We start from the raw sequence: 26,844 nt of genomic DNA, 5'->3' as shown, positions 1-26,844 counted from the left end.
TTTATTCCTCGAACAGATTTTTTAACGACTCGTAAAAATCATAGGCTTTTTGCTTGCTAAGGGTCACTGACACTACCTTAGTACGTTGCATGCCAGTAACAACAACCTCACCATTTTCTTGACCGATCACGGGGTTACTATTGAGAAAAACAAAATTAAAAATATCGTAACCGTTGTTTTGAGTTCCAATAGTTACGACTCCGTCAGCATTGGTTTCAATATAATTTTTGGATTCCAATACATCATTAAAATGTGGTAAATCAATGGTTTGAGTTGTACTCACTATTTCCTCCATAACAACTAGACAAAGTTTAAAGGACAAAATTACAGCTTCAAATAATCTGTACTTATTTCAGAATATAAGAGCGAGAAATTACCAAGCTAAGCGGCTTATATGGTCAATCCCCCTGCGACCGAATCCGCCCCTTCATGTACCGCTCATACAACTCATCAAGTTCCTTCAGGCGAATGGCAAAGATGCGGAGCATGTTCTGCTGCTCTTCTTCCGGCAACTGGCGGTAGAGCTCCAGCAGTCGCTGTTCGTCCGGCTTCAGGCCGTCTTTCTCATCGACATCCTCGCCGAGTAGCCATGGCACAGACACGCCAGCTGCATCAGCGATGGCCAGTGCGGATTGTTTACTAATCCTTCCTGTTTTGAACCAGCTGGATACAGCTTGCTTACTGACACCAGCAATCTTGGCCATCTCCGTTTTGGAGAAGCCTTTATTGTTCAGTTCTGTGAGTCTCGAAATAAGACCGTCTGTCAATGTGTTTTCACTCATCTCATGATTGTAAATGATTGCTTTACTCTCTGATAGGGATGTATTGTTTGACACGCAAGTAAAACAATGCTTTACTTCCTTCATCTAAGGAGGTCCCATGACTGGTATTGAAAATGCAATTCTCCGATCTGGCTCGGCCAGCGCGCTTGGCGCTTTGATCGGCGTTTCAAAAATGGCTGTTTCGCTGTGGCGCCGTAAAGGAATTCCTGCTGAACGAGTGCTACCAGTGTTTGAGGCAACCGGCGTAACGCCCCACGAACTGCGCCCAGATCTCTACCCAAATCCAACTGACGGTTTACCAAAGTAGGAGCATTAACTATGCAGACACTTACTTATCAGAATGATAGCGACATTACTCAAGGGGTAATGATAAATCGCGCTCAAGCTCGCAGGGGGCCGAACCATGAAGATATTCGTGATGCGGTTCGATCCTGGGCTGCTGCTGATGGTCAGGACGTAGTTACGGCTCTGATCATCGAAGAGTACAAGGCGCAGGGTGGTGATGACATCACTTTCCCTGATGATCTATGCCGAAAGCGCCAGAAGCTTTTCCGCTTTCTGGATAACCATTTCAACAGCGAACGGTACCGCGAAAACGTTCGCCAGCTGACTCCGGCAATTCTTGCAGTCCTGCCGATTGAGTTCCGCAACCGCCTGCTACCAGAAGACAATGTTATGGCCCGTCTGGCGCGGCTGGAGAAAGAAACCAGCGAAGCGAAGATAGCCGTCGCGATGGATGCTCCACGTCATCAGAAGTTGAAAGAGCTGAGCGAGGGGATCGTGGAGATGTACCGCGTTGACCCTGGCTTAACCGGTCCTCTGATGGAGATGGTGCAGATGATGCTGGGGGCTGTATGACGGGTTCAAAAATGGCGAAAGCCGCGGTGCTCGAACACCAACGGCCTTCAGGTGCAAAAACGTCAGGTAATTGCGGAGATAAGTATGTCAAATACCGCTGAAATATACAAATTCCCCACGCGGCAGGGGATACAGGAGAGCAGCATGGCTGAACTGGAGAAAGGCTATCTACGCTTAGCCAACCAGATTCAGGATGCCCTTTGTATCGTCGAGCTATCCGGGCGCGAGTTCCGGGTACTGAATGCTATCGTTCGCCTGACCTATGGCTGGTCTAAGAAATCAGACCGCATTGCCAATAGCCTTATTGCAGACAAAACGACGCTGAAGGTGAAGCACGTATCAGAAGCCGTGTTGAGCCTTGCCTATCGGAACATCATCATCCTGCGCCGCATTGGGCAAACCAGATACATAGGGATTAACACCAACCTGGATAAATGGGCGTATACCAAGCCAAATTGTACGAAGTGTCCAGCGGTGTTTCCTGCTGCTGAAGTTGTTACATGGGTTATTACCATCCCTGAATACAGGGATAGCAATTTTACCCCTTCAACCATCCCTGAAAACGGGGATAACCATCCCCCAAAACAGGGAGAGGTATCCCTGAAAACAGGGAACACCAAAGACATTCTTCCAAATACAAATATAAATACAGATCTAACCCCCTCTAATCCCCCAAAGGGGAAGGTGAAGTTTGAGCCGCTGACAATTCCAGTTCCTGAGTGGCTTGATTCTGTGTCCTGGAGTGAGTGGGTTGCCTATCGCCAACAGTCTGGCAAAGCCATCAAGACCGAAATAACTGTCACCAAAGCATTCAAGTTGCTGAAGGCCTGCCTGGACGAAGGGCATGACCCGGTTGATGTGATCAACACCAGTATCGCCAACGGGTACCAAGGACTATTCAAACCGAAGTTTGCTCTCAACGACCGCAAAAAAGGCCGGGATGTGAATCACATTTCTGAGCCAGATAAAACCATTCCGACCGGATTCAGGGGTTAGCGATGAAAAACTTGGTGGGTACCGGAAGTGCGCTCGAACGCCTGAAAAAACTCATTCCACCTGGTGTTCAGCCGAAATTCACCAGCGCAGCAGAGCTGCTGGCATGGCAGAGGGAAGAAGGCCTGAAGCGGTGTGAAGAACTGGACAGGCTGAATCAGAAAGCCCGGACAGAGAAAATTTTCGGTCGCTCAGGAATTCAAAGCCTGCACCGCAGCTGCACTTTCGAGAATTACCATGTATCCGGGGAAGGGCAGCGCAAAGCCTTCACGATGGCAAAGAGCTACGCACAGAATTTCGGTGCTGGGTTCGCGAGCTTCGTGTTTAGCGGTGGCCCTGGTACCGGGAAAAACCATCTCGCTGCAGCAATCGGAAATCATCTGCTTTCTGGCGGGCATAGCGTGCTGGTCGTGACTATCCCTGACCTGATGCTACGCGTTCGCGAGTGCTACGACGGTGGTCAGTCAGAGGCCGCATTGCTGGATGACCTATGCAAAGTTGATCTGCTGGTCCTGGATGAAGTCGGTATTCAGCGCGGAAGCAACGGCGAGAAAGTCATTCTGAATCAGGTTATTGACCGTCGCCTGTCGTCGATGCGTCCGGTGGGGATCCTGACGAACCTGAACCACGAAGAACTTCTCGGAGCGTTGGGCGCGCGGGTTATCGACCGTCTCCAGATGGATGGCGGAATGTGGGTGAACTTTGACTGGGGCAGCTATCGCAAGAACGTTAGCCATCTCCGGATCGTCAGACCGTAACACCACGTCAGGTTCAGAACCTTCTGGGATGCGACTGTAAGAAGGCACACAACCTGCTGCTTCACCTGGTGCGCAGAGCGGTAATAATCCGCACTGGCGAACCGCATCGCCCGGTCTATTCGCTGCAACCCGGCGGGGAGCTGAACATCAAGCAGCTCAAATCGAAAGTGAGAAGAAACATGGTTACTTCAGTTTGCCGAACTAGTCCGGCGATGAAGCGGGTTCTGGCGTTTTACGGGAGAGCATTAGTATGACCGACAACATGACGATTCTTGATATGTGTTGCGGCTCCCGCATGTTCTGGTTCAACAAGCAGGATACCCGCGTCGTGTTTGCTGATATTCGCGCCGAAGAGCACGAGTTGTGCGACGGTCGCCGCCTGGTTATCAGTCCCGACCTGATTGCCGACTTTCGTTCACTGCCGTTCGCTGATTCTTCTTTTCCGGTTGTAGTGTTTGACCCGCCGCACCTCGAGCGCGTGGGCCAGTCTGCCTGGATGGGTAAAAAATACGGGCGACTGAACAAAATAACGTGGCGCTCTGACTTACGCTCCGGTTTCAAAGAAGCGTTTCGTGTGTTGCGGCCACACGGCGTTCTCATATTCAAATGGAACGAGACGCAGATCCCGGTTAGCCAGATTCTGGCGCTTACAGATGTAAAACCTGCAATTGGTCAACGTACTGGGAAAAACGACAAAACCCACTGGATTATTTTTGTTAAAGGCGGTGCAGCATGACATTCAACTTAACAGACTCAACTAACCACCCGGCAAACGGACCGCTGACCGTTGAGTGAATCACCCGCCTCATCGCAGAGTTGCAACACTCCCTCCAGTACCAGAACGGCGGAGACATGGCATACGTCATCGCTGATGCGATTAAAGGGCTGGAAGAGTTGCTTGTGAGTCGGGAGGCTGAGATGGTATTACCGGATGGGTTGCGCCATTCTTTGAAAAGTTGGTGACGCAATGTTACCAAGCGAGAGCCTCTGCAGAACAAGTGTTGCGACTGGTTACGCGTTAATTTAAAGCTTGAAAGGCAATAAGAAACGATCTTACTTTGCGCGATGATGCCCTTTCATAAAGAAGGGCATTTTATGCAATGCCTCCTAAGCACTGATATTTAGGGGGATTGTTAAAAATCGCATCTTTTTTGCTGCGTTTTCCGTGACAAGATCCCGTTACCTGTTAAAATCTTTTGCACAGATTCAGTGATGTGAATCTTCATAAAAAAAATAAAAACATAAATTTCAAAGAGTAATCAATAAAAATGCAGGCTCAACCAAAGACTAAACACCAAGAGTTGGTCGATAAGCTAACATCCTATATAGACTCTAAATCTCAGTTATCTGAGTCTGATGTGTTGGAAATTGAGCGCGAGATCGCGGCATTGCACGTTGAATCTCGTTCTTATGTAACTGCGTTACTAAAGGTTGCGTTGCAAAAGCATGATGAAGCTGTTGAGTGGTTCAAAGATGCTATGGTTACAGCAGGTGACAATTCCTCAATTGTTGCAGGTAACTATGTTGGATATCTGAGTTGTTCGGCACATAACCTCTTCCATAGAATTGAAGTGTTTCGATTGGCTGAATTGTTCAGCAGTCAACGAATTTGGAAGATGGCCCGAAATGCGGCGTTTTGTGTAGGCAATGAAAAGCTTGTCAAAAGGTTTACCGTTAAGTTGAAAGCATTTCTCGACGGTAAGGAACGGGAAGACCTTGAGCAGGAGGGCGCGCGAATGGTGGAAGTTATTGCACAATTCAAAGAGGCCACTAAGCTGACTTCATCTGAGATCGAGCAACTATGTGATGCGGCTGAGAAAATTGCTAATGATCATGGCGTGAACTGTGTTGGAGTGGAGTATTTCATCTCTGGTGGTTATGACAATGCCCTGATCGTTTGCGCAGAAACCCAAGACGCGAATGTGCTCACAACGTTGAATTTAGAACTGATTTCTATGCTTACTGAAGACGCCTATATTGATCGTCCTTTTACTTCGTGGTTTAAAAGCACTGAATTGAAAGGGGTGGAGCTATGAGCGTATCCGGGCAGGATTTCATTGAGTTTGCCAAAAAATGCCTTCAATTCAATGATGAAATTGGTTATAGGAATGCCGTTGGCCGCTCTTACTATGGCGTATACCATGAGATCAGCGGCAAGCTTGAACACTGTTATGTATTGGATTCTCACGAAGAGGTGAGAAAGTATTTGATGAGTCCGGCTCGGTGTAAAAAGGAACCTTACGATAAAGAAGGGCTCAAAAAAATAGGGGCTTATCTGCACCATCTTCATGTTCAAAGAAAATGGGCTGATTATACCCTTAACCGCGACATGCACAGGTCTGATGCTGAGACGGTGATAAATATTGCCAAGGAAGCTATGGATAAAATCCAGTCTGTTCATGAGGAAGTTTACCCACCTCCAGCAGCGTAAAACAGCTCTAAGAAAACCACCTCAAAGGTGGTTTTTTTTCGTCCTTCTATGGAGAAAAGACAAGCAGGTTACACGCTGCGGCGCTGGTAAGGGCTAATTAGCCGGAACCGTGCCAAACTCGGAAGGTCGCCTGATGGCTAAATCCTCCCCAGAGCAGAAATCTGTTGAGGGTGCCATGTGAGATATGTTGAGTTTATAATTAATAGCTAACTATTATATTTAGTTTGGATCCTACAGTCTTAAGAGATGATGTGATGTTCGAGTCTGAAGGTGTGGATGAGTATGTATAACCAGGATTTTCAAGGATAGATGCTATTAAATTCAAGTGTCTAGAAGCGTCAATAACATCCTCGTAATTAGGAACTAATCCTATTTTAGAGAAGTGTTTATAGCAAGGAATTGCTTTTGATTTGGCTATTAATAAACCAGAGGATGCTTTTATCTCATTAATCAACTCAGCATTTGCACGAAAGTTCATAATCTTACTTTGTTCTCTAAGCAAGAGTGAAGAGACCTTCCCTAGATGCTCTTTAAACGACACGTAGGGATCTAATGCGCACTTGGTTATTATTTGCCCTATTACATATACTGTTACGCCAGAAAGAACCGTAGTAAAAACCGTAATCCACATAATCAGTTATCCCCCTTTTCTAATTAAAACTACTCATTTTATAACATCACTGCTTCATTCGGAGAAAGTATTTATGTTGAAGCATAACATTGCAGCAAAAACGCCAGAAGAGCAGGACAAGATGAACGTCGACTTGGCTGCTTCCGGCGTTGCATTCAAAGAGTGGTTAGAACAGTTTGTACCTATTGAGGAGGTTGTAAGTATGCAACCTTCCTATTTGCAGGATTTTTTCAAGGAAAGGTTAAGCTTCTACCGAGATAAACTTCCTCAAAAACGCCAATGGGAAAGCGGATTCCCTCCAAGAGGACTGCCAGTATTGGCATATGTAAATAGAGTTTATGAACTGGCTATGTACAAGACCGAAGGATGGTTTTACCTCGATGATGGTAGATTCGATAAAAAGGCTGAAGTCGCTCCTAAATACTGGATGACGTTGCCCCCATATCCCTCCCGCTAGGATATCCATTATCTTACTGTCGAAAAGCCCGCTTTTGCGGGTTTTTTCTTGTCTGGACAGTTTTGCCAATCTGATTTGGTAAATTCCGAATACTCAGAAAAACTTAGCGGATACAACGGCATGGCTTTGGCTAAAAGTGCTATTAACCACTTGAATATGAGGTTTAATAGGTATACTGTATGAATGTACAGTATATTGATGCAGAGGGAATTATGAAGATAGAACTTACCATCAACAAATCAAAAGACCTGCCGCGCGGCGCCATACCCGCACTCGAGAAAGAGTTGCTTAAACGACTTCAAAATCAATATGAAAATTGTTCTCTGGTTATCCGCAGGGCTGGCGGCGATAGCCTGACTGTTTTCGGTGGCGACAAGGGCGATAAAACGAAGGTGGAGGAAATCCTTCAGGAAACATGGGAAAGCGCCGACGACTGGTTTTACTGAACTTGGGTTAGCCGGCGCGCAGATAATAGAATACCAAACGTGTGTATCCCTTTAATGCTGTTGCCGACAATTTTTAACCGCGTCTGTGTCGATTGAAGGGAGAAAAATTAGTGAGTAATTCAGCATTGCAGGCATCAGATGATCATTGGTACGACCTTGTCAGACGTTCTGATGGTTGTGTTATGTTTAGCTTTCCTTCATCTGGCAGGCATCTGATTTATCGCGTTAATGGAATGGTATCAATGCGACCTTTGCTCGATGATGAAGAAGTCTTTACTCCCAATGGTTTTGTGCAATTTATCCGCCATCTCGGCTACCGGGTAACACCGCCTTCTGATAATATGAAATCAACGGTCTGAACAACCGTAACCTACTGCGCCACGGAGAGAAACCATGGCGCACGAACTACATCTTATTAAGCATCAATCAGGAATTCTGATCCCGGCCACACCCGAGACCAGCGATTTACTGCAATCAAAATTCAAACTCGGTGCTGTGTTGGTGGCCGAGTTCCGGCAGGCACGCAACCCGGCCTTTCACCGTCGCTTCTTTGCGTTACTCAATCTCGGTTTCGAATACTGGGAACCTACTGGTGGGGCGATCTCTTCCAACGAACGCAAGCTGGTAACCGGCTATGCCAAGTACCTTGCCTCATTCGCGGGAAGCGAAGCCGCACTCCTGGATGCTGCCGAGCAATATCTCGACCGCATCGCCGATAAGCGTGCCGGTAGTATCAGCATCTGCAAATCCTATGACGCTTATCGCGCTTGGGTGATCATCGAGTCTGGCCACTACGACGCTATACAGCTCCCTGACGGTACACTCCGTAAACATCCCCGCAGCATTGCCTTTGCCAACATGGACGAATCCGAGTTCCAGCAGTTGTACAAAGCCGCGCTCGATGTTCTGTGGCGCTGGGTATTGTCCAGGGCATTTAAGGATCAGCGTGAAGCGGAAAACGCCGCATCGCAGCTAATGAGTTTTGCGGGGTGATGGCGATGAAAATAAGTTGGTTTCACCATCACGAATGCACAACCGAACAGGCCGACGAGCTGGTGGCGAACTACCAGCGCCGCGGCGTCAAAGTCGAGCGCAGCCTGAACCGCGACAATATCACCTGGACTGTTAGCGTTCAGCTGCCGGAAAGCGAGAAAGCGCCGCGCCCGAGTAAGGTCTGGCAAAACAGGGCGTGGGGTTGAGCATGGCTAAGCTACCGCGCCGTAAGTGCGCCAACAAAGAATGCCGCCAGTGGTTCCACCCTGTTCGCGATACGCAGACTGTCTGCGGTTATGAGTGCGCCAGCGCGGTTGGAAAAGAGCAGACCAGAAAGGTCAGGGAGGCGGCACAACGCAAGGAGTCTGCCAAAAAGCGCGCCACTGAGAAAAAAGAGCGAGCCGCTTGGCGCCAGCGTAAAGCTGCGGTTAAGCCGCTGAAGCACTGGGAAGATTTAACGCAGCGTGTAGTCAATGACTATATTCGCGAGCGTGACCATTATTTGCCATGCATCAGTTGCGGGACGTTCGAAACCGTCCAGTGGGAAGCAGGTCACTACCGCTCACGCGGTAAGGCATCACATCTTCGCTATCACGAAGACAATATCAGTAAACAGTGCCACCACTGTAACGTGCAGTTGTCGGGCAATCAGCAGCAGTACCGCCTTGGCCTTATCGAGAAAATTGGGCCTGAGCGCGTCGAGGCACTCGAAAACAATAACGTCCCACACCGATACACCATCGAAGAACTCGAAACCATTAGGAAGCACTACAGCGCGCTTCGCCGTGGATTAATTAAGAGCAGGGAGGCTGCATGACATTTGAATCCTATTTTGCCGATCACCTCCGCGTTCGTTGGCAACGATTGCGCTTATATCACTTTCCCGGCTCTGTACTGACGGACTACCGAATACTGAAGAACTACATCAAAACCATAGGCGGTGCTGTATGAACACTCAATTTCTCGAATACGTGCGCCAGCAACTGATAGTGGCCACCGCCGATCTGAGTGGTGCGACAAAAGGGCAGTTAATGGCCTGGCTTGAGAACGCACAGTTCGATACCGGTACCTTTAAGCGGAAGAAGATGAAGGTGAGGGATGAAGTTACTGGCGAGATGATAACTCTGGATAACCCGCCAATCCCCGGTAAACAGTCGCATGCCAAGGGATCGCATATTCCGCTGGTGCAGCCGGTTGAATACTCCACTGCATCGTGGCGCCGTGCACTGATGACGCTCGAAGAACACCAGAAGGCCTGGCTGCTATGGAACTACAGCGAGAATGTGCGCTGGTGCTATCAGGTTGAAATCACTCAGTGGGGTTGGCAACAGTTCAGCCAGCAACTGGCCGGGAAGAGGGTGGCGAAGAAGACCATTGACCGTTTACGGCAGTTGATATGGTTGGCGGCGCAGGATGTGAAAGCGGAACTGGCCGGGCGTGAGACGTACGAATATCAGGCAATGGCGGAGCTGGCAGGCGTAGCGAAATCCACCTGGACGGAAACGTATTTGCCTCACTGGCTGGTAATGCGTAACAGCTTTAAGCGGCTCGATAGCGGTGCGCTTATCTCAGTAACGCGATCACGTTCACAACAAAAGGCGACAAATTCGCAAGCAAGTCTTGCAAAACCGAACTGAAACGCATATATTTCATGTAAATCTGATATCGTCGCCATAGCTTCGAAGGTCGACAAAGAATTAACAGTCTCGCCATCGTGCGGGGCTTTTTTATTGGCTGATTTAGCTCAGTAGGTAGAGCTCCTGCCTTGTAAGCAGGATGTCGGCGGTTCGATTCCGTCAATCAGCACCAGAACCCGCTACCTGGGACTATAAGCGCATAGCGCAACGCAGCACCCATCGATTGGCGGACCAGAACCCGCCTTTTTTACTCAGGCCGCAGACAATCACCCTCAGATGCCACGCAGCCCTCGTGTCTGACGGCCTTCTCTACACATGGACCACCTATGTCTGAACCTCTAACCATTGCTGGCGGTGTCACGTCCGCAACAATCGGAGTGACGTTCGCATCTCTGTTCCCCGAGGCAACGCCCGGCGTAATGCTGTGCGCGCTGGCTGGCGCAGCAATGTACGTTCTGACATCCGATCCACACCAACTGTGGAAGCAGTTCCTGTTCGCCGTCATCAGCTTTGTCGGTGGGGTTTTCTTCTCAGTACCGATGGCGAAGATACTGGCCGGGGTGATTAATACCGCCCTTGGCTTGCTCCAGCCACCGGTAAGTATCGAAGTATCCCCGAACATTGGCGCGCTGGTTTCCGCTTCCATCTCTGTCGCAGTCCTGTTACGCATCCTCGCCAAATCAAAACGGGGGAAAATGCCGGGACTGGAGGAGGAAGGTAAATGACATGGCAAGCCATCGTTCTTGATGTAAACGCCATTATCTGCGCGCTTATCGCCGTCCGGCTGATGTTCTTCAGTAAGAGTGGAAAGCGACACCGTCCAGCTGTTGCATGGATGGCGTACATGATGATCCTCGCCGCCGGTTTTACGGCATTCCGCATCCTCTACGGGAAATACCTGCAGGTTGACCCGGGCGAGCTGATGCTGAACATCGCTATCTGTATCGCCGTGTGGCGCTCCCGCGGCAATCTCGCAAAAGTATTCCAGAAGGCCGGGCAATGACCAAAGACGACATCTTCAACGCCATCCTCGGCAAAGAGGGCGGTTATGTGAATCATCCGGATGACAAAGGCGGCCCGACTAACTGGGGCATTACCCAGGCGACAGCTCGCGCTCATGGATATTCCGGTGATATGCGCAACCTGACCCGCGAGCAGGCTCTCAACATCCTCGAGGCCGATTACTGGTACGGCCCTCGCTTTGACCAGGTTGCAACTGTCTCCCCGCTCATCGCCGCCGAACTCTGCGATACCGGCGTGAACATGGGGCCATCGGTACAGGTGAAGTGGTTCCAGCGCTGGCTGAACGTATTCAACAACCAGCAGCAGTTCTATCCCGACCTGATCGCCGACGGCCAGATTGGTCCGCGCAGCATAAGCGCGCTGAAGTCCTTCCTGGCGAAACGCGGTAGCGAAGGTGAGGCCGTATTGCTCCGCGCACTGAACTGCAGCCAGGGCCAGCGATATCTCGAGCTGGCAGAGCAGCGCCCGGCTAACGAGTCATTCGCGTATGGCTGGATCCGGGAGCGAGTGAGCCTATGATCAAACTGAGAGCTATCCTGGCCGGGATCGGACTCGCCATAATGCTGGTACTGGCCGCATTTGGTATTGGCGGTATGCGTGGCCGGGAAAAGGCCGAAGCAGAGGCAGAAAAGAAACGTACCGACGAGAACGCCGCTGCCACCAAAGCAGCTGCAGAGCGCCGCGTCGAAGTTACCAGGGAGGCCAGCAATGTTCAGCAGACTGTTAACCATATGCCTGATGACGATGTTGATCGTGAGCTGCGCGCAAACTGGACCCGCAAAGATTGAAGTTATCGACACCGGCTGTGACTGGGTGAAGCCGATCTACGGTACGGCCCATGATTGGGATGTACTGGACAAGCAGACGAAGAAAGACATTCTGGCGCACAACAAAGCGTGGCAGGTCAATTGCAAGAAAAAGATTCTTAATTGAACATTTATTTGACAATCGCAATGATTAAGCCCGACTATAATCTTAAAAATAGTCGGGCTCTGAAAGGTTACTTTATGTCAACAATTAATCCACCAGGTAGCGTTGGGTTCAACGATGCTAGCCTCCTGAATACCTTCAATAAGGCCGAGAGTTGCAGCTCTCTCAGGATTCAGAATGGAAGAAGTTCTGATCAGCTCACGCCAGTCAGTGAAATGTCCAGCGGAAACAGTTTCTTCGTTAAAGATAGAAACGAGGCGGTCAAGGTCGTGATCTAAACTAGATACCCATTCGCGCATTCGTTCGTGATCGACACTTTGCATTCCGCCGAAGTTCCACTGAAACGGATGCAACAAAAATCTTGCTCCATGATTAGCAAAGCGCTTTGTACCAGCGAGGAAAATCGCATTAGCAATTGAATCTATATTGCTAATGTTGAAGCAATAAACTGGAATTGGAAGGGTTTTGATGAAATTGTAAGCGGTGAAGCCGGATGTCACGTCGCCGCCAGAGCTCGAAATGTGTAGGTTGATTCGGGTTGCCCCTTGAGCTATCGCTGACAAAATGTTGTTTTGAAGCAAGCTTACCGTGCTTGGATTAACTGGGCATAAAAAATGAACAGTATGAATCATAGGATTTTCCAGAGGTTATCCCGGATTGGGCAAATCTGATATTGGTGCGAAAATTCTTAATTCAACATGAAATATTTTCAAGAAGTATAAACCGCCTCCGGGCGGTTTTTTTATTGTCATCACCATGGGCAGACTCATCGTAATGGCTATAACGGTTAAATCGTAAATATGCCCTACAGGGGGTAAAGAGGTTTTATGGCTGACATTCACCAGATCACGATAACCCTTGATATGAAGGAGCACGTTGCACGCTCTCAAGAAGTGCTTGAGGAACTGCAGCGAAGGGTGAGTGAGCTTAGTCCGCGTGTCTCAGAAGAGGACGCGCTGCGGATCCTTCTTCTCGACATGACCTTCGATTACCTGAAGGAAAAGAGCCAGGCACAGAAAATAACGGAGTAACGAATGAGCAAACCGGACTGGGAGGCTATCGAATCGGCTTACCGGGCCGGAGTGCTATCGGTAAGGGAGTTGGCCGGAAAATATGGCATCTCTCACCAGGCCATCAGCAAGAGAGCCAAAAAGGATGGATGGGAGCGAGATCTAAAAGCCAAAGTCCAGGCAAAAGCAGATGCGCTGGTTGCCAAACGTGAGGTTGCCAGGCAGGTTGCCACCGAAAGCACTATTTCAGAGCGGCAACTAATCGAGGCGACGGCAGAGGTAATCGCTACTGTTCGAATGGAGCACCGAGGAGATATCCGCCGGGCTCGCGAACTGACCAACACGCTATTCGATGAGTTGGCTGGAAAGTGTGGCGACGTGGCCGCGCTTGAGCAGCTCGGGGAGTTGATGCGACGTGAAGATGACAAGGGTATGGATAAGCTCAACGATCTGTACCACAAAATTATCAGCCTGCCTTCCCGAGTTAAATCCATGAAAGACCTGAGCGACAGTCTTAAGACGCTGATCGGCCTCGAGCGTGAGGCGTACAGCATCGAGAACAAGGCTGAAACGAAAGAGGTCACGCACAACGTCATGCTGGTACCAACCAGCGACAACGTGGACGACTGGGAAGCGGCAGCACAGAAACAACAGGACGGGGTGCTCGGTGGATGAATTACAAAGCTGTATGGAAGCCACTGCCCGGATCTCAGTCTCTGGCGCTGAGCTGCCCGTGTAACGAAATTCTTTTCGAGGGCACTCGCGGCCCGGGTAAAACTGCCGCGCAGTTAGCTAGGTTCCGGCGTAATGTCGGCGTGGGCTATGGCTCATTCTGGCGCGGCGTCATCTTCGACACCGAATATAAGAACCTTGCCGACATCATCACCCAGTCGAAGCGTATGTTTCGCCTGTTCAACGATGGCGCTAGATACCTGTCATCTGCTAGTGAGTTGCGCTGGGTGTGGCCGACAGGCGAGGAGCTTCTCTTTCGCTTCGGCAAAGAGGCTGACGACTACTGGGATTTCCACGGGCAGGAATTCCCCTTCATTGGCTTTAACGAGCTGACGAAACAGCAGTCTCCTGAGTTTTACGAAATGATGTTCTCCTGCCGACGCTCATCTTTCCGGCCGGAAAACTACCCGCTGGATAATGGCAAGTTACTGAGGCCGATTCCGCTGGAGACGTTCAGCACGACCAACCCGTTTGGCATCGGCCACACCTGGGTGAAGAAGCGCTTCATTGAGCCAGCGGCGCGCGGGACCGTGCAACGCGACAGGCAAATGGTATTCAACCCCCAGACTGAACGCGAAGAGGAAATAACGCTGACCCGCGTGGCCATCCACGGATCGTTCAAAGAGAACCCGTACCTCGACCCACAGTACATCGCGACCCTGATGGCCATCAAAGACCCCAACCGGCGTAAAGCGTGGGTTGATGGCTCATGGGATGTGACCAGCGGCGGGCGCTTTGACCACCTGTGGAATGAGTCCCTGCACGTCATTAAGCCGTTCCGCATACCGGATAGCTGGACCGTTGACCGATCTCATGACTGGGGTGAGTCGAAGCCGTTCTCTAACCTGTGGTGGGCACAGGCTGATGGCACTGCCGCCGAGCTGCCAGATGGTCGCCAGTTCTGCCCGCCTGCCGGGTCTCTGATCCTGATTGGCGAGTGGTATGGCTGCCCGCCTGACGAGCTGAACAAAGGCCTGAATATGTCGTCTACCAACGTCGCTAAGGGCGTGGCGTGGATTGATAAGCGGCTGACAGGCGATGATGTCGACGAGCCGGAAGAGATCCATCTCGACGGCGTAACTCAGGGGCAACTGAACATAATGCCGGGCATATGCTCGGAAGTTATCCCCGGCCCGGCGGATAGCGCCATCTTCAACACCGGTGACGATGAATTGTCTATCGGACAGAAAATGGAAAATCAGGGTGTGGAATGGCTTGAAGCCAATAAAAAGCCAGGCTCGCGAGTAAATGGAGCTTCGGTTTTCGCTGACATGCTTGAGGCAGTGGTTGAAGGTAAAAAGCTGGAGTCTGGCATTCCTGAGAAGCCTGCATTTTACGTATTCGAGCATTGCCGTGGCTGGATTAGCCGCATACCCGTGCTGGTCAGAGACAGCAAAAACCCTGATGACGTAGATACCCAGCAGGAAGACCACGACTGGGACGCCACCCGCTACCGCGTACTGCACTCTCCTCGCCGTTCTGGGGCGATATTCTTCACATAAGGACAACTCAGTGAGTAACGATACAGAAATGCAAGTCCTCGCTGGGCTCATTGTGAACAGCCTCAACGAGGTCTCGAGATCACGTCAGCTTTATGCGGCTGGCTTCAACAAATCAGGTAACACCAAGCGGCACCATCTGTGGTGTGAATTTGGCTACCCTGAGCGTCTCGACTTTGACCACTTCTATAACATGTACGAGCGCAATGGCGCTGCGTTCGGCGCGGTTCATAAACTGCTGGATGCATGTTGGTCTGATAGCCCGGTAATCGTGGATGGAGACGAGACCAAAAAGGCTAAAAAGACCACGCTCTGGGAAAAGAAAGTCACCAAGCTCATGAAGAAGTACTGGGCAAAGGTGAAAGATGCCGATCGACGGAATCTTGTCGGGCACTATTCCGCTCTCATCCTGCAGTTTGCAGACAGCCGGGAATGGTATGAGCCAGTAAATCGTGACGTAATGCGTAATTCCCGTGAGCGCGGCCTGGTGAAGATGATTCCTGCATGGGAATCGCAGGTTAAGCCGGGGGAACTGGAGCAGGATCAGAAGTCTCCTGATTACGCCATGCCGAAGTTCTATTATTTCCAGGAACAACCCGTCGGGGATAGCGGCAATATTGTCGGTCCGATGCGCTCCATCAAAATCCACCCTGAACGTATCATCATGTTTTGCGAGGGATCAGAAGATGAATCCTCGCTGGCTGGCATCCCTTTCTTGCGTGCAGGCTATAACGACCTGCTGGACATGGCTAAAACCTCCGGCGGCAGCGCTGAAGGATTCCTGAAAAATGCCAGCCGGCAGCTCGGCATTAACATGTCAAAAGACACCAAGATTGAAAAAATCATGGAGGATGCCAAGAAAGCCGGATATTCAGGGCTGGCTGAGGCACTAAACGCTGCCATACAGAAGCTTAACTCTGGTACAGATTCCGCGCTGGTAACCCAGGACGGCGAGGCGAAAGTCCTCTCTGTCGCCGCTGCCGACCCGGGCCCAACGTGGACAGTGTCAGCGAACCAGTTCTCCTCTTCAGTTCAGATGCCATTCACTATCCTGTTTGGACAGCAGACAGGAAGGCTTGCATCAGATCAGGACAAAAACGACTTTGCCAAGCGCTGCAATGGTCGCCGAAACGGGTTCCAGACTGACCGCGCCAGCGCAGTCATCGAGCGTCTTTGGACTGTGGAAGTTATCGAGCCGCCGGAGTCTGGCGAAATCACGTTAACCTGGTCTGATCTTCTCGCGCCAAGCGAGAAAGAGAAGATTGCGAACATGAAGGAAATGGCCGCAGTCGCGAAGGATACTCAGCAAGCCTACGGCACACCTGCTGTTGACGAGAACGAAGTGCGAGAGGCCGGAGAGCTTGAGCCGCGTGAAGATGTTAAGCCCCCAGACCCTGGCAAAAAGGTAACGACCGATGATCCTCTTTCCGATGACGCCGGAGCAAAAGACGAAGGTGGGGACGCCGGTAGTTCCGCGCAGTAAAGTTGACCCGACGAGATCGGCAAAGCAGGTCACCGCGATGTTCCGGGATATCGAAGAACGCTATCTCGGCATCAAGCGCGCGCTGAAATCCCTGTTCGACCAGCGCCTGACCGGACGTGAGCGGGAGGTCAACAGCCACAGCTGGCATTTCCTGTGCCACGTCAACGGTGATGACCAGAGGCTCTACCAGGTCAATGCCGGGAAGTTCATCTACGACATGACCCCGCAGGAGCTGGCAGAGCTGCTCGAAGCGGTGCAGGGCATTCTGGATGACTACCTGCTTGACGGGGGCGAGAACAACCAGTGGGCGATGGATTACGTCGTCGCTGAGACGCAGCGCGGTACGCTGGAGGCGTTTAATAACCTCTCGCAGCAGTCGCAGGTGTACGCCAGCCAGACGACGTTACAGCAACTTTTAAGCAGCCCCGGTTATCAAAACCAGATCGCTTCCGCCAGGCTGACAACGTTCAGCGACTGGAAGGCGATCAGCGATGCCGCCCGGGCAGACCTTACAGGCATCATCACCGATGCGGTGGCGCGCGGGGTTAACCCGCGGGAAACGGCCAGCGTAATCAGTAAGCGCCTCGATGTCAGCATGTCTCGCGCGAAGAATATCGCCCAGACTGAGCAGGTCGGCGCGCTGCGGCAGGCTCAGTGGAACGAGACGGACTGGGCTGCTGACCGGTTGGGGCTAAATACCGGACTTCTTCACCTTTCTGCATTAAAGCCCACAACCAGGCAAACTCATGCGTTCTGGCATGGAAAGGTCAGGACTGTGCAAGCGGTACGCGATTGGTATGCAGTTGATGGTAACAAATATCATTGTTATTGCTCCCAGATCCCGGTGCTGCTCAACGACGACGGCAGCATATTCAACCAAGGGCTGGCGGATAAGTTGAAGAAAGAGCGCGAGCAGTGGAAAACCGATACCAATTAATGCTTAATAGTGCTGAATAACCTATAAGGCATTAATTAAATGAACATTACACCCCAGGAAGTGGGTTCGTTTTTTCTGACGCTGATTGTGCCAATCGTAACAGGTGTCGCTGCCGCGTGGTTTACAGCGCGATTTGCGTTAAATCGGTTTTACCATGAAAAGTGGTGGGAGAAAAAACATACAGCATACAATCAACTGGTTGATGACTTAATTGAGCTTAAGTCATTATACGGACAGGCTTATTACTATGCTGAGGAAGAATATAATGCAGGTAAAAATGACAAGCCGCGTAAAGGCCGAACTGTAGATTGGAAAAGATATCACCAATTATTAAGGCAAGTTCAACGCCATTATGTACTGGCTCCTATCTCGCTAAGTCAAAGCACTAAAGAGCTCTTGAGCCGATTTATAGAAAAGGATGCAGACATAGAACACAATGTTGCTGTCGATGGATACCCAGAATTTATGGCATATAGTGACATGTCTGGTGAGACTCAAAAAATCATTGATGCCATTGTCATGGATGCTGAAAAAGAACTTAAATTCAGATAATTAATCACCCGATTGAATAAGGTCGCCACGGCGGCCTTTTTTATTGCCCGAAATCCACCAATGAGGACGCAGCGTGAGCAATCCTGTACCTGATGAAGCGCCGAGAGATATCAATCATGGCCGCCTGTTCACTGAGTCGCAAATCAGAACCGCTTTTGTGAAGTGGTGCGACGACTATAAGCACAACCCTGGTGCTTACCAGGAAGGTGACTCCACCGACGGAGAAGCTTGTGCTGATTACCTGATTCAGGTGATGACCGAAAACTCCCACTAACGAGGACCCAGCATGAAACGCAACCGCGTTAACGTGCTGACCGTCGTCAACTCCGCTTCAAACATCTCCACCGAAACCGTCAACGGCAAGCCACATATCGTGGTTCGCGGCATCACGCCTGTCGTGGACGATATCGTGATGAACCGGAAGTTGTACCCGGCAGCTGAAATCGAAAAGGCCTACAACACGCTCGAGCGTAACCCGATGCCGCTGGGCCACCCGAAGGTGGATGGCAAGCATGTTTCGGCGCGCGATGTCCAGGCGGTAAACGAGTACCACGTCGGGGCATGGCTGCAGAACGTCAGCCACAAAGACGGGAAGGTGACGGGCGACATGTACGTTAACCGCCAGTACGCCGAATCCAGCGAGAAGGGCAAGCGTCTGATTAACCGCCTGGATGAGATGCTGGCCGGCACCAACTCCGACCCAATCCACATTTCCACCGGCCTGCTGTATTCCGGTATCGCCGCCAATGGCGAATCGAAGGGCAAAAAGTACAACGAGATCGCCACCAACATGATGTTCGACCATGTGGCGGTGCTTCTCGATGAGCCTGGCGCCGGAACGCCGGATGAGGGCGTGGGCATCTTCGTAAATTCCGAGGGTGATGAGCAGGAGATCGAAGTGGCGAATCTGGCCGATGCCGCCGACTGCACCCGCGAAGGCATGCTCAACAAAACCCGTTTCTTCTTCACCAACGCCTCAAATTTCTCCTTCGACGATATCCAGCGCGCCATCAGCGACAAGCTGCGCGAAGGTGCGGGCGAAGATAAGTGGCTCTGGCCGGAGACGGTGTGGCCCGACAGCTTCATCTACCGGGACGACGCCAGATACCTGAAGCAAAAGTACCTCATCGATGATGCCGGTAAGGCCGTATTCGTCGGAGAGCCTGTAGAAGTCGTGCGCAAACCAACTGAGTACGAGATTAAAACCAACGGAGAGAACGATCCGATGAAAGAACTGATTATCAATGCGCTGCAAGCCGCTGGTAAGCCGACCGAAGGCAAGTCCGACGCCGAGCTGATGGACGCATACAACCAGATGAAGGCCGACGAAGCCGCCGCCAAGAAAAATGGCGACGAAGAAATCGACCCGGCAACCGGCAGGCTCAAGAAAAAAGAGCAGGCTAACAACAACGAAGAGATGCCTGCCTGGGCCAAGGTGCTTACCGAGCAGGTGACAGCCCTGAACAGCCAGATCAACGCCAGCGCTGAAACCGAGAAGGGCAATATGCGCGCTGCGGTGAAAGCCAAGTTTGGCATGACCGATCTCGCAGTGAACGCGCTGGATGGCGAGCCGCTGAAAGAGCTGTTCGCACAGTGCCAGACCTCAACCGGCCTGAATGGTGCATTCCGCCAGGCTACCAATAACCAGTCAGTCAGCGAAATGCCGGAGTAAAAAATGGCTAAAGACGGAAAACACGTAATCCACGCCGGTGGCATCTTCCATAACCCGCTTCTTAACCGTGAAGGTGCGGCGGCGGCGGCCACCAAGCCGGGAACGATCGGTACCTTTGTGGCCGGTAAGTTCACCGCGTCTGTCGACGGCAATGAGCAGGCGATCCTGTACGTTGCTGACTACGACTATCTGCGCTGCATGACGGTCGACGACTCGATTGCTGCCGGTGAGCTGGTAGTGGGCATCCATCCGCTGGAAGGCATGTTCCTGAACGTGCGCGCGGCGGCGGGCACCTACAAAAAAGGCCAGCCGCTGACTATCGCTAACGGGCAGGTCAAGGCCGCAGGCGCAAGCGACAACGTCCGCGCGTACGTCGAAGAAGACGTTGCATACACCGCTGCGGCAGGCGACCTGCTGCGCGTCGTAATCAAGTAAGGAGCACCTGAATGCTTGTATTTTCCCGCTCTATCGGTGAACGCACCGGTAACCTCGAAGTCAACCAGGCGCAGTTCCGCGAGCTGGAGATGGCGCGCAACATGAGTGCGCAGTCTGTCGCTGACTTCATTGCCCGTGCTCGCTTCGGTGAAAACGGACATCTGGACGCAGTGAACGCAGTGGACGACATCCGCCGCATGTACCGCGCGTACGACCAGACGGTGCTGGCGCAGTTCGAACCGAATACCGAGTTCACTCTGTTCAACGACCTGATTCCGCTGTCTCGTTCAGTCCGCCTGGAAGAGTCCGTGTATGAATATGCGCGTACCGGCGGTCGTGGCTGGGCGCACACCTCCATGTCCGGCCAGATTGGTGCGGCGCTGGATGCCCGCGCGTACACCTTCGACGGTACGATGGTGCCTGTCCACGACAGCGGCTTTAAGTTCCATTGGCGTGATCCGATCTTCAACAAAGGCTCTGCGCTGGCATCGCTGGCTGATGCACAGGCCGGTTCTGTTGACGATGTTCGTCGCCAAATCGTCAATTATATGTTCAACGGCTTCCGCGACTCAGAAGGCAACTTCGTTACCTTCGACGGCAAGACTTGGAAGGGCCTGAAAGGTGACAGCCGGGTTGGCATGGTAGATCTCGGGGTTTCAGGTCTGAATATCGACTTCACCAGCTCAACAACCACGTCCGAACAGAACCGTAACGCTGCCATTGCCCTTCGCGACACGCTGAAGATTGGCAATAACCAGTACGCCCCACAGACCTGGTACGTCTCCAGCAAAATCATGTCCAACTGGGAACGCTACTACAGCGACAACTACCTCTCAGGCACCATCCTGCAGGAGATCCTGAAGCTGTCCGGTATCGTCGCAGTGAAGGAAGACGCTCAGCTCTCCGGTAACCAGATTCTGGTGGTGCCTTTGACTGCTGGTGTAATCGCTCCAGTCGTTGGGCAAGCTGTTGGCACGGTCGCCGATCCGCGCCAGTTCTACAACAGCGATTACATCTGGCGCACCTGGGGCGCTATGGGCCTGATGGTTAAGCAAGATATCAACCTCAAACATGGCGTGCTCTTCGCGAGCAGCTAAGGAGAAAAAGAATGGCACTGGTAGAAATCACAGCAGGTAACGTCTTCGCTGGTGCCAACCTCCGCAAACTGGAGGTTGGTGCGGTAGTTGAAGTTGACGACGCGACGGCGGCGCGCTGGAAGGCATCCGGCATGGCCAAGGACACCGACAAGAAGAAGGGCGAAAAGTTGGTGTTTGAGGTGGCAACTCCGTCACCCCCCGTTTCTTCTGACTCATCAGCGCTGCAGGCCAAGCTCAATGAAGCGCTGGAGCAACTGAAGCAGGCTCATTCCGACGCTGAAGTGAAAGACAAAGAGCACGCCGACGCGCTGGAGCAGCTGAAGCAGTCTCATGCCGCTGAGCTGGAAGCTGCCACTAAGCGCGCTGACGAAGCAGAAGCGGCCCTGACAGAAGCAACCAAGAAGGCGAAATAACCATGGCTGACCCAATCATGGCGGCAGACGTGCAGGCGTTCCTCGGTGAATTGGGTTACTCCATCCCGGGGGCGCTGCTGGAACCGATCCTCTGCGTGGTGAACAAGATTATCCCGTGCCTCGATGGCGCCGGGTATGACGACTGCACCGCAAAACTGATCCTGATGTACGCCGCCGCGCTGATGGCAACGTCGTCCGGTGCGCGCCGCATCAAATCGCAGGGTGCGCCGTCTGGCGCGTCACGCTCGTTTGAGTATGGCGATGACAGCATCACCTGGCTGCGCGATTCGCTGGGCCGCCTCGATACCAGCGGCTGCACTGGGGAGCTACCAATCAGCGCTGGTAACAGCGTCGGAATGTTCATGGTTGTTGGGGGCTGCTGATGACGTGGACACCTGTAAGCGTCCGCCTGCCGCGTTCATTCACCCGCGTCTGGGTGCTGACTGATACCGGGCGGGAGACTACCGGCTACGTTAAATCGGACGGCGAGTGGTTCATCAACTGCCCGCGCATCCGGGCGACTGGAGCGAAGGTGCTGATGTGGAAGGAATGAAACGAGGCGGGTTACTGCAAAACAGCCGGCTTTATCGTGTCGGTGAGGTCGTCATGGGCTCATTCATCCCACCGAATGCCCGTAAGCGCAGTGAGCAGCTTAAAGGCCATGGCGGAAACGTGACGGTAGTGCTGCGCTGGAAGGAGTGAAATATGGCGACTGTAACAAGCATGGTTGGTGCATTGAATGTGACGGTGGTTTATCGCGTTTCTGGCGAGGTTAAAACCTTCAAAGAGATAGTGGTGTCACCAATCGTCATTGCGCGGTATTTGCAGCTGGAATGCGGGGATGCCATAGGGCTTTTCGTGCCGGTCGGTAAAGGCCAGCAGGTCAATGCGCTGAACATCGAGTGGTTTGAGATTGAGCGCGTCACCGCGCAAAAGGAGTGACCCGTGTCGGCAACTGCAAACTGGTCCTACACCGCTAAAGCCACCATCTGGCGCAAGGGTGCAGGCGGCAGGGACGAGAACGGTGACCCCATAAGCGGGTATGACGCGCCGGTAGTCATCATGGTCGATTATGAAGGCGGGCTGTCAAAGCGTATCGGCAACCTGGGCGCTGAAATCGTCGTGAAAAATACCGTCTGGACGGAGTACGCGCTGGCCGACGCCGGTGATTACCTGCTGATTGGTGAATCCACTGAAGCCGACCCGGTTGCTGCTGGCGCTGACGAGGTGCGGCAGGTTATCCGCTACGCCGACACGTTTGAGCGAGTGGCGGATGATTTTGCCATCTTGACTGGAGTCTGATAATGGGAATCAAAGTAAAGGGCATCAGTCAGGCGAAAAAGCACCTCAACGACATCATCAACGACGTTCAGGGCCGGAAAGCTGTCCGTGCCATCCAGTCAGCGCTGATTCTTATTGGTGCCCGGGCCGCTTATTACACCTCCATCGATACCTCTACGCTGGTGAACAGCCAGTTCCGGGAAATTGATGCGGGTGGCGTAATCATTACCGGGCGCGTCGGCTATTCGGCCAACTATGCGGCGTATGTCCACGAGGCGTCCGGCAAGTTGAAAGGCCAGCCGCGCGCGCACTTCGGTACCACCCGGGCAGGGCAGGAGTTCGGCGGCGGCAGCGGGACGGGGAACTATTGGGATCCGCACGGTGAACCTCAGTTCCTGACCAAAGGCGCAAACGAAGAGCGCGATGCTATCGATGCAGTGATGCGCAAGGAGCTTTCGCTATGACACCCATGATGCATGAGCGGGTGCGCAATATGTTCGGTGATGCTGGTCTGACAGCCGGATTCACGGTGCAGAAGTTGATGTACGACGACCCGGAGGATCTGACCCAGGCCGTGATGGTATTCCGGCCAAACGGTGGTTCGAACATCCGTCACGACCTTGGCTCTGAACATCACGTCCTCGTCGATGTGATCGGCGCGAAGGATAAGCGCGGCGACGCCGCCGATGCCGTGCAGCGCATCGTCGATTATGTTCAGGCCAATCCTATGGCTGATGAGTGTGTCGGATACATCCAGAACATGGGCGCAATCCCTGCGCCGGTGCTTACGGCAGAAGGTCGGATAGTCTTTCGCCTCCAGTTCGCCTGCACCTACGGCGAATAGCCATACCAACCAAATAGACCCGCTTCGGCGGGTTTTCTTTTTTATACGTCAAAGAGGAAGTTTCTATGGCTAATTGCCAGAACTCGAACGAACGCCTGTTCGGTGGCGCGATCGTGCTTGAAGTTGCAGATGGATGCCCGGACGTCAAACCGCTTGAGGATGAATGGAAAGCCCTTGCCGCTGGCACGTCCAAAGGCTTTGACTTCAACCCGAACGCGGTGACCTCAGATGCAGATGATGGTGGCGGCTACGTTGAGTCCATTATCACCAACAGCGACTTTACCATCAGCTTCGAAGGTGAGGTACGCAAAAAGGACAAGCTGGACCAGTACGGTATTGGTAAATTTATCGTTAATTTCTCTGTAGAGCTGAAGGCACGTCGGCAGCCAGGTATCTGGGTGCGCATGCCATACGGCCCAGTAACGTTTATCGGCTATATGGTGCCAACCGGGCTTTCTTCAGACGGCGGCACGAATGACATTGTCACGTTCTCCACTGAGTTCAAGGTGGGCGATGCGAGCACCATTGAGGTGATCGACAACGCCGCGGCGACTGCAATGGTATTCGTCGCGGATCTGCCATCGACCAAGACTGCTGCTGTGGGGGATGACTTTAGCCTGGGTGTGCAGGTGAGTGGCGGCGTAGCCCCATACAAATATGACTGGTACAAAAACGGCATTCATACCGGATTATCTACCAGCACCACCACTATCGACTTCGATAACGCAACCACAGCGGATAACGGCGTGCGTCAGGTGAAAGTGACTGACTACAACGGCAACACAATCACCTCAACGCCTAACACCCTCACCGTCAGCTAACGGCCATTCCAAAGGGTGGCCTCGGCTGCCCTTGATAATGATCGTTACCCGGGAAGGACCATGACAGCATTAATCGACATTGGCGAGTTTTCAGTCAGTGATGGGCGTGAAGGCGGAAAAGACTACCTGCTGCGACCGTCACTGATGGCTATGACGCGGATCGGCACTCCAGCGGAGATTGTTCAGGCGTATGCCACGGTGCACGGTAGTGATGTTGCTGCCGTCATCCAGTTCTGCACTGACACGCTCGGCCGCTTTCCGGACTGGCTGTCGCCATCCATGAATCGCATCGCAGAACGGCTGCTATCGCTGAGCATGCACATCATGCAGGCCTGCTGTGATGACGACCTCACCCCGATGATAGGTGAATGGAAAGGCTGGAGCCGATACGTCGTTTACCGGCCCGGGCAGATGCCGAGGAACGACATCATCGTGCTGGCTCAGCACCTGATGCAGCATGGCATCGTAGGTAAGGCCAGCGTGCGCCGCCTGCAGCGGCATGAGTCAGGCGAAACGACGAACGAGTTTAAGGCCTTCGACTACATCAGCGCGGCGCGTAGCCACTTCGGCATGAACCGGGATGAAGCTGAGGCGCTGACCATGACCGAGTTTCAGCTGATGCTGGCGCAGAAATATCCTGAACAGAAGGGCTTTACACGGGAAGAGTACGATGCAGTTGCCAATGACTACCTGTCGAAGCAAGCGGCGCGGCGATTGGCATCCTTGTAAGCGTCTGCTAAATTGCATGTATTAGAAAACACGTAGGTAAGAATGATATGTTAATTAATGCATCTGGTAATGGGGTAAAATTAATAGAAAGTGGCACCTTTAATCATGTGTTAGGGGATGCCGGGCAATCTGAATTATTTTTTGATGTATTTGGGCTGAAGGTTAAATTAATTACAAAAGCGCTTTCCGCGAGCGAATCCACTCCACAAGAAATTTTTGCGAGCGTTGAGAACGGTGTTGTTGTATTGAAGCATAATCAACGTGTATCCCCCCTCGCTGAGCCGACTGGAATGCTTATCCCTATGGAGATAGGGACTAAAGGTGAAAAAAAACTATACATATCTTGGCTTTCGTTCATTCTCGAGTCAAATGAAGGAGTTAAGGCTGCGTCTACAACATATTCTTTTTATGAGGATATGTAATGTCAGATAATTTTGAGCCATCGCTTGGTCCTGTCAAATCCACAATTAAACCAGAGCCTAAGCCACACGTTAGGGAGGGCGGTCAGAAAGGGTTTTATCAGCCTGGTTCCATCGCTAAGGAAATAGGAACGGGCGAGCACGCAAAAGATTCATTTATTTGGATGACGCTTAAGTATTGTTTTTATCTTGGTGCAGTATTTAGCATTTGCTTAATGCTGGTTTTTTTTCATTTCTCTTTTGATAGAAATGAACCTGAAAAATTTGATGTTATTTCTGCACTGAAGGATGTTTGGTCAATTTTTACGCCGATTCTTACGCTGGCTTTAGGTTATGCGTTTGGTAAGCGCGAGGCGTAAAAAGCATGCACATAAGCCCCGCTTAACTGCGGGTTTTTTCGTCGGCGGTCGATTGAGATCAATAAATCAGCGTTTGCCGTTGCGCCTGTGCTATTCCTGGGTAGGATGTTTTGACTTTTACCAATGGGGAATAGGGATATGAAGAAGCATGCTTTAGGCGTAATTTTGACCGCCTTGGTCTTCTCTGTGCACGCACAGTCTGTTGAGCAGATCGAATCTGCTGCAACACTCGCAGTAAAGAACGAGGTGATGAAAAGGTACAAGCCTGGCGATTGCGATAGATGGAAAACCTTGGAGAGTAGTGGTCAAGCAAAGCCTGGATCAGCATTAGTAAATTGTGATGGCGCCTTTAATCCTGCCTTTGACCTTACATTCTCAGATGTGAAGGTGTTTCAGCATGAAAATTACAATGCTGTTTGCGGCATAGTATCAGGCCGCACTGATGTGAGCAAAATAGGCGGAAGATTTGTTTACACAGACGGAGAGAGTGGGCATGTGTTCGTTAAAAATTCTAAGTACCCTGGTCTCTTGATGTCTAAAAACATCGACATGCTGGCCCTATTAGATAAACAGCTAAAATTAGAATCCGTAAATTGCAAATAACAAATCGATGAAACAAACA

At 51.7% G+C, this 26,844-nt stretch carries 44 protein-coding genes, 1 tRNA gene and 1 pseudogene; 43 read left to right on the top strand and 3 right to left on the bottom strand.

The features are described 5' to 3' along the window. Position 1: 1 nt before the first annotated feature. On the bottom strand, positions 2–283 hold the full coding sequence (locus C2U41_RS11285) for a hypothetical protein (RefSeq protein ID WP_103848785.1): 282 nt from the start codon (positions 281–283) through the stop codon (positions 2–4). A 115-nt stretch (positions 284–398) separates the two neighbouring features. Continuing rightward, positions 399–866, bottom strand: coding sequence for a helix-turn-helix domain-containing protein (locus C2U41_RS11280; RefSeq protein ID WP_103848784.1), 468 nt, complete (start codon positions 864–866; stop codon positions 399–401). 13 nt (positions 867–879) lie between these two features. Here C2U41_RS11280 and C2U41_RS11275 point away from each other — a divergent pair, with 13 nt between their 5' ends. The 20 genes and pseudogenes from C2U41_RS11275 (at position 880) to C2U41_RS11175 (ending at position 11,797) form a co-directional block, all read left to right on the top strand. Beyond that, complete coding sequence (locus tag C2U41_RS11275) at positions 880–1,089, top strand: transcriptional regulator (protein ID WP_000145712.1); 210 nt, start codon at positions 880–882, stop codon at positions 1,087–1,089. 11 nt (positions 1,090–1,100) lie between these two features. Beyond that, the gene (locus C2U41_RS11270) at positions 1,101–1,640 is read left to right on the top strand and encodes a toxin YdaT domain-containing protein (protein ID WP_103848783.1); all 540 of its coding nucleotides are present in this window, start codon (positions 1,101–1,103) and stop codon (positions 1,638–1,640) included. Between the two features lie 78 nt (positions 1,641–1,718). Continuing rightward, positions 1,719–2,636 (top strand): annotated as a pseudogene (locus C2U41_RS11265) (replication protein). A gap of 2 nt (positions 2,637–2,638) precedes the next feature. Then, positions 2,639–3,391 carry an ATP-binding protein gene (locus C2U41_RS11260; RefSeq protein WP_103848782.1) on the top strand — a complete coding sequence of 251 codons (753 nt, stop codon included), beginning with the start codon at positions 2,639–2,641 and terminating at the stop codon, positions 3,389–3,391. A gap of 250 nt (positions 3,392–3,641) precedes the next feature. Further along, positions 3,642–4,127, top strand: coding sequence for a class I SAM-dependent methyltransferase (locus tag C2U41_RS11250; protein ID WP_100272338.1), 486 nt, complete (start codon positions 3,642–3,644; stop codon positions 4,125–4,127). 532 nt (positions 4,128–4,659) lie between these two features. Next, entirely contained in the window at positions 4,660–5,427 is a 768-nt protein-coding gene (locus tag C2U41_RS11245) for a hypothetical protein (RefSeq protein WP_100272339.1), read from the top strand. Continuing rightward, on the top strand, positions 5,424–5,822 hold the full coding sequence (locus C2U41_RS11240) for a hypothetical protein (protein WP_100272340.1): 399 nt from the start codon (positions 5,424–5,426) through the stop codon (positions 5,820–5,822). Before C2U41_RS11245 ends, C2U41_RS11240 begins: the two co-directional genes overlap by 4 nt. 704 nt (positions 5,823–6,526) lie before the next feature. Then, complete coding sequence (locus C2U41_RS29965) at positions 6,527–6,910, top strand: DNA polymerase III subunit theta (RefSeq protein WP_103848781.1); 384 nt, start codon at positions 6,527–6,529, stop codon at positions 6,908–6,910. 212 nt (positions 6,911–7,122) lie between these two features. Continuing rightward, complete coding sequence (locus C2U41_RS11230) at positions 7,123–7,356, top strand: DinI family protein (protein ID WP_032944444.1); 234 nt, start codon at positions 7,123–7,125, stop codon at positions 7,354–7,356. Between the two features lie 110 nt (positions 7,357–7,466). Further along, positions 7,467–7,715: a hypothetical protein gene (locus C2U41_RS11225; protein WP_071992545.1), complete on the top strand. Its 249-nt coding sequence runs from the start codon at positions 7,467–7,469 to the stop codon at positions 7,713–7,715. 34 nt (positions 7,716–7,749) lie between these two features. Next, positions 7,750–8,349, top strand: coding sequence for a DUF1367 family protein (locus C2U41_RS11220; RefSeq protein ID WP_103848780.1), 600 nt, complete (start codon positions 7,750–7,752; stop codon positions 8,347–8,349). After that, entirely contained in the window at positions 8,349–8,555 is a 207-nt protein-coding gene (locus C2U41_RS11215) for a hypothetical protein (RefSeq protein WP_103848779.1), read from the top strand. The genes C2U41_RS11220 and C2U41_RS11215 overlap by 1 nt, the downstream gene beginning before the upstream one ends. 2 nt (positions 8,556–8,557) lie before the next feature. Continuing rightward, positions 8,558–9,166, top strand: a complete 609-nt coding sequence (locus tag C2U41_RS11210; RefSeq protein ID WP_103848778.1) for a recombination protein NinG — start codon at positions 8,558–8,560, stop codon at positions 9,164–9,166. After that, on the top strand, positions 9,163–9,300 hold the full coding sequence (locus tag C2U41_RS11205) for a YlcG family protein (RefSeq protein WP_016156248.1): 138 nt from the start codon (positions 9,163–9,165) through the stop codon (positions 9,298–9,300). Before C2U41_RS11210 ends, C2U41_RS11205 begins: the two co-directional genes overlap by 4 nt. Then, positions 9,297–9,986: a bacteriophage antitermination protein Q gene (locus C2U41_RS11200; RefSeq protein ID WP_103848777.1), complete on the top strand. Its 690-nt coding sequence runs from the start codon at positions 9,297–9,299 to the stop codon at positions 9,984–9,986. Before C2U41_RS11205 ends, C2U41_RS11200 begins: the two co-directional genes overlap by 4 nt. Positions 9,987–10,082: 96 nt before the next feature. After that, a tRNA-Thr gene (locus C2U41_RS11195) sits at positions 10,083–10,158 on the top strand. Positions 10,159–10,312: 154 nt separating this feature from the next. Then, positions 10,313–10,711, top strand: coding sequence for a putative holin (locus C2U41_RS11190; protein WP_061353777.1), 399 nt, complete (start codon positions 10,313–10,315; stop codon positions 10,709–10,711). Continuing rightward, positions 10,708–10,989 carry a phage holin family protein gene (locus tag C2U41_RS11185; protein WP_086530032.1) on the top strand — a complete coding sequence of 94 codons (282 nt, stop codon included), beginning with the start codon at positions 10,708–10,710 and terminating at the stop codon, positions 10,987–10,989. Before C2U41_RS11190 ends, C2U41_RS11185 begins: the two co-directional genes overlap by 4 nt. Next, positions 10,986–11,528, top strand: a complete 543-nt coding sequence (locus tag C2U41_RS11180; protein ID WP_103848776.1) for a glycoside hydrolase family 108 protein — start codon at positions 10,986–10,988, stop codon at positions 11,526–11,528. The genes C2U41_RS11185 and C2U41_RS11180 overlap by 4 nt, the downstream gene beginning before the upstream one ends. Next, on the top strand, positions 11,525–11,797 hold the full coding sequence (locus C2U41_RS11175; protein ID WP_103848775.1) for a hypothetical protein: 273 nt from the start codon (positions 11,525–11,527) through the stop codon (positions 11,795–11,797). Before C2U41_RS11180 ends, C2U41_RS11175 begins: the two co-directional genes overlap by 4 nt. A gap of 222 nt (positions 11,798–12,019) precedes the next feature. Here C2U41_RS11175 and C2U41_RS11165 read toward each other — a convergent pair whose 3' ends face one another. Next, a complete protein-coding gene (locus tag C2U41_RS11165; protein ID WP_103848773.1) occupies positions 12,020–12,571 on the bottom strand; it encodes an ATP-dependent Clp protease proteolytic subunit in 552 nt (183 codons plus the stop codon). Positions 12,572–12,766: 195 nt separating this feature from the next. On the opposite strand from C2U41_RS11165, the gene C2U41_RS11160 reads away from it, so the two are divergent. From C2U41_RS11160 to C2U41_RS11055, 23 genes are all read left to right on the top strand, one after another. Further along, positions 12,767–12,970 carry a hypothetical protein gene (locus tag C2U41_RS11160; protein WP_103848772.1) on the top strand — a complete coding sequence of 68 codons (204 nt, stop codon included), beginning with the start codon at positions 12,767–12,769 and terminating at the stop codon, positions 12,968–12,970. Between the two features lie 3 nt (positions 12,971–12,973). Further along, positions 12,974–13,624: a helix-turn-helix domain-containing protein gene (locus C2U41_RS11155; RefSeq protein ID WP_103848771.1), complete on the top strand. Its 651-nt coding sequence runs from the start codon at positions 12,974–12,976 to the stop codon at positions 13,622–13,624. Next, positions 13,621–15,183: a terminase gene (locus tag C2U41_RS11150; RefSeq protein ID WP_103848770.1), complete on the top strand. Its 1,563-nt coding sequence runs from the start codon at positions 13,621–13,623 to the stop codon at positions 15,181–15,183. Before C2U41_RS11155 ends, C2U41_RS11150 begins: the two co-directional genes overlap by 4 nt. Positions 15,184–15,211: 28 nt before the next feature. Beyond that, a complete protein-coding gene (locus C2U41_RS11145) occupies positions 15,212–16,663 on the top strand; it encodes a DUF1073 domain-containing protein (RefSeq protein WP_181013974.1) in 1,452 nt (483 codons plus the stop codon). Further along, positions 16,596–17,600, top strand: coding sequence for a phage minor head protein (locus C2U41_RS11140; RefSeq protein ID WP_103848768.1), 1,005 nt, complete (start codon positions 16,596–16,598; stop codon positions 17,598–17,600). The genes C2U41_RS11145 and C2U41_RS11140 overlap by 68 nt, the downstream gene beginning before the upstream one ends. 39 nt (positions 17,601–17,639) lie before the next feature. Further along, positions 17,640–18,152, top strand: a complete 513-nt coding sequence (locus C2U41_RS11135) for a hypothetical protein (RefSeq protein ID WP_103848767.1) — start codon at positions 17,640–17,642, stop codon at positions 18,150–18,152. Positions 18,153–18,225: 73 nt separating this feature from the next. After that, positions 18,226–18,426: a hypothetical protein gene (locus C2U41_RS11130; RefSeq protein WP_103848766.1), complete on the top strand. Its 201-nt coding sequence runs from the start codon at positions 18,226–18,228 to the stop codon at positions 18,424–18,426. A gap of 12 nt (positions 18,427–18,438) precedes the next feature. Further along, a complete protein-coding gene (locus C2U41_RS11125) occupies positions 18,439–19,824 on the top strand; it encodes a DUF2213 domain-containing protein (protein WP_103848765.1) in 1,386 nt (461 codons plus the stop codon). Positions 19,825–19,827: 3 nt separating this feature from the next. Further along, positions 19,828–20,259: a hypothetical protein gene (locus tag C2U41_RS11120; RefSeq protein ID WP_103848764.1), complete on the top strand. Its 432-nt coding sequence runs from the start codon at positions 19,828–19,830 to the stop codon at positions 20,257–20,259. An 11-nt stretch (positions 20,260–20,270) separates the two neighbouring features. Further along, positions 20,271–21,356, top strand: a complete 1,086-nt coding sequence (locus C2U41_RS11115; RefSeq protein ID WP_103848763.1) for a major capsid protein — start codon at positions 20,271–20,273, stop codon at positions 21,354–21,356. Between the two features lie 11 nt (positions 21,357–21,367). Next, positions 21,368–21,769, top strand: coding sequence for a hypothetical protein (locus C2U41_RS11110; protein WP_103848762.1), 402 nt, complete (start codon positions 21,368–21,370; stop codon positions 21,767–21,769). A 2-nt stretch (positions 21,770–21,771) separates the two neighbouring features. Beyond that, positions 21,772–22,152, top strand: a complete 381-nt coding sequence (locus tag C2U41_RS11105) for a DUF7370 family protein (RefSeq protein ID WP_103848761.1) — start codon at positions 21,772–21,774, stop codon at positions 22,150–22,152. Continuing rightward, positions 22,152–22,322, top strand: coding sequence for a 50S ribosomal protein L13 (locus C2U41_RS11100; RefSeq protein WP_103848760.1), 171 nt, complete (start codon positions 22,152–22,154; stop codon positions 22,320–22,322). The genes C2U41_RS11105 and C2U41_RS11100 overlap by 1 nt, the downstream gene beginning before the upstream one ends. Continuing rightward, positions 22,310–22,471: a hypothetical protein gene (locus C2U41_RS29325; RefSeq protein WP_158655879.1), complete on the top strand. Its 162-nt coding sequence runs from the start codon at positions 22,310–22,312 to the stop codon at positions 22,469–22,471. The genes C2U41_RS11100 and C2U41_RS29325 overlap by 13 nt, the downstream gene beginning before the upstream one ends. Positions 22,472–22,474: 3 nt before the next feature. After that, positions 22,475–22,711, top strand: coding sequence for a hypothetical protein (locus tag C2U41_RS11095; RefSeq protein ID WP_103848759.1), 237 nt, complete (start codon positions 22,475–22,477; stop codon positions 22,709–22,711). 3 nt (positions 22,712–22,714) lie between these two features. After that, positions 22,715–23,071: a hypothetical protein gene (locus tag C2U41_RS11090; RefSeq protein WP_103848758.1), complete on the top strand. Its 357-nt coding sequence runs from the start codon at positions 22,715–22,717 to the stop codon at positions 23,069–23,071. A gap of 2 nt (positions 23,072–23,073) precedes the next feature. Beyond that, on the top strand, positions 23,074–23,514 hold the full coding sequence (locus tag C2U41_RS11085) for a hypothetical protein (protein ID WP_103848757.1): 441 nt from the start codon (positions 23,074–23,076) through the stop codon (positions 23,512–23,514). Then, a complete protein-coding gene (locus tag C2U41_RS11080; protein WP_088902282.1) occupies positions 23,511–23,894 on the top strand; it encodes a phage tail termination protein in 384 nt (127 codons plus the stop codon). Before C2U41_RS11085 ends, C2U41_RS11080 begins: the two co-directional genes overlap by 4 nt. 65 nt (positions 23,895–23,959) lie before the next feature. Continuing rightward, positions 23,960–24,715: an immunoglobulin domain-containing protein gene (locus tag C2U41_RS11075; RefSeq protein WP_103848756.1), complete on the top strand. Its 756-nt coding sequence runs from the start codon at positions 23,960–23,962 to the stop codon at positions 24,713–24,715. Between the two features lie 60 nt (positions 24,716–24,775). Further along, positions 24,776–25,444 carry a DUF6246 family protein gene (locus tag C2U41_RS11070; RefSeq protein ID WP_103848755.1) on the top strand — a complete coding sequence of 223 codons (669 nt, stop codon included), beginning with the start codon at positions 24,776–24,778 and terminating at the stop codon, positions 25,442–25,444. A 47-nt stretch (positions 25,445–25,491) separates the two neighbouring features. Then, positions 25,492–25,866 carry a hypothetical protein gene (locus C2U41_RS11065; RefSeq protein WP_103848754.1) on the top strand — a complete coding sequence of 125 codons (375 nt, stop codon included), beginning with the start codon at positions 25,492–25,494 and terminating at the stop codon, positions 25,864–25,866. Continuing rightward, positions 25,866–26,222, top strand: a complete 357-nt coding sequence (locus C2U41_RS11060) for a hypothetical protein (protein ID WP_103848753.1) — start codon at positions 25,866–25,868, stop codon at positions 26,220–26,222. Before C2U41_RS11065 ends, C2U41_RS11060 begins: the two co-directional genes overlap by 1 nt. A 138-nt stretch (positions 26,223–26,360) precedes the next feature. After that, entirely contained in the window at positions 26,361–26,825 is a 465-nt protein-coding gene (locus tag C2U41_RS11055) for a hypothetical protein (protein WP_103848752.1), read from the top strand. The last annotated feature ends 19 nt before the right edge of the window (positions 26,826–26,844 follow it).

The organism is Citrobacter freundii complex sp. CFNIH4, assembly GCF_002934505.1.
In the GTDB taxonomy this organism is placed as follows: Bacteria; Pseudomonadota; Gammaproteobacteria; order Enterobacterales; family Enterobacteriaceae; genus Citrobacter; species Citrobacter freundii.
The sequence above is the reverse complement of the archived record's forward strand: the minus strand, read 5'-3'. Positions and strand labels throughout refer to the sequence as shown.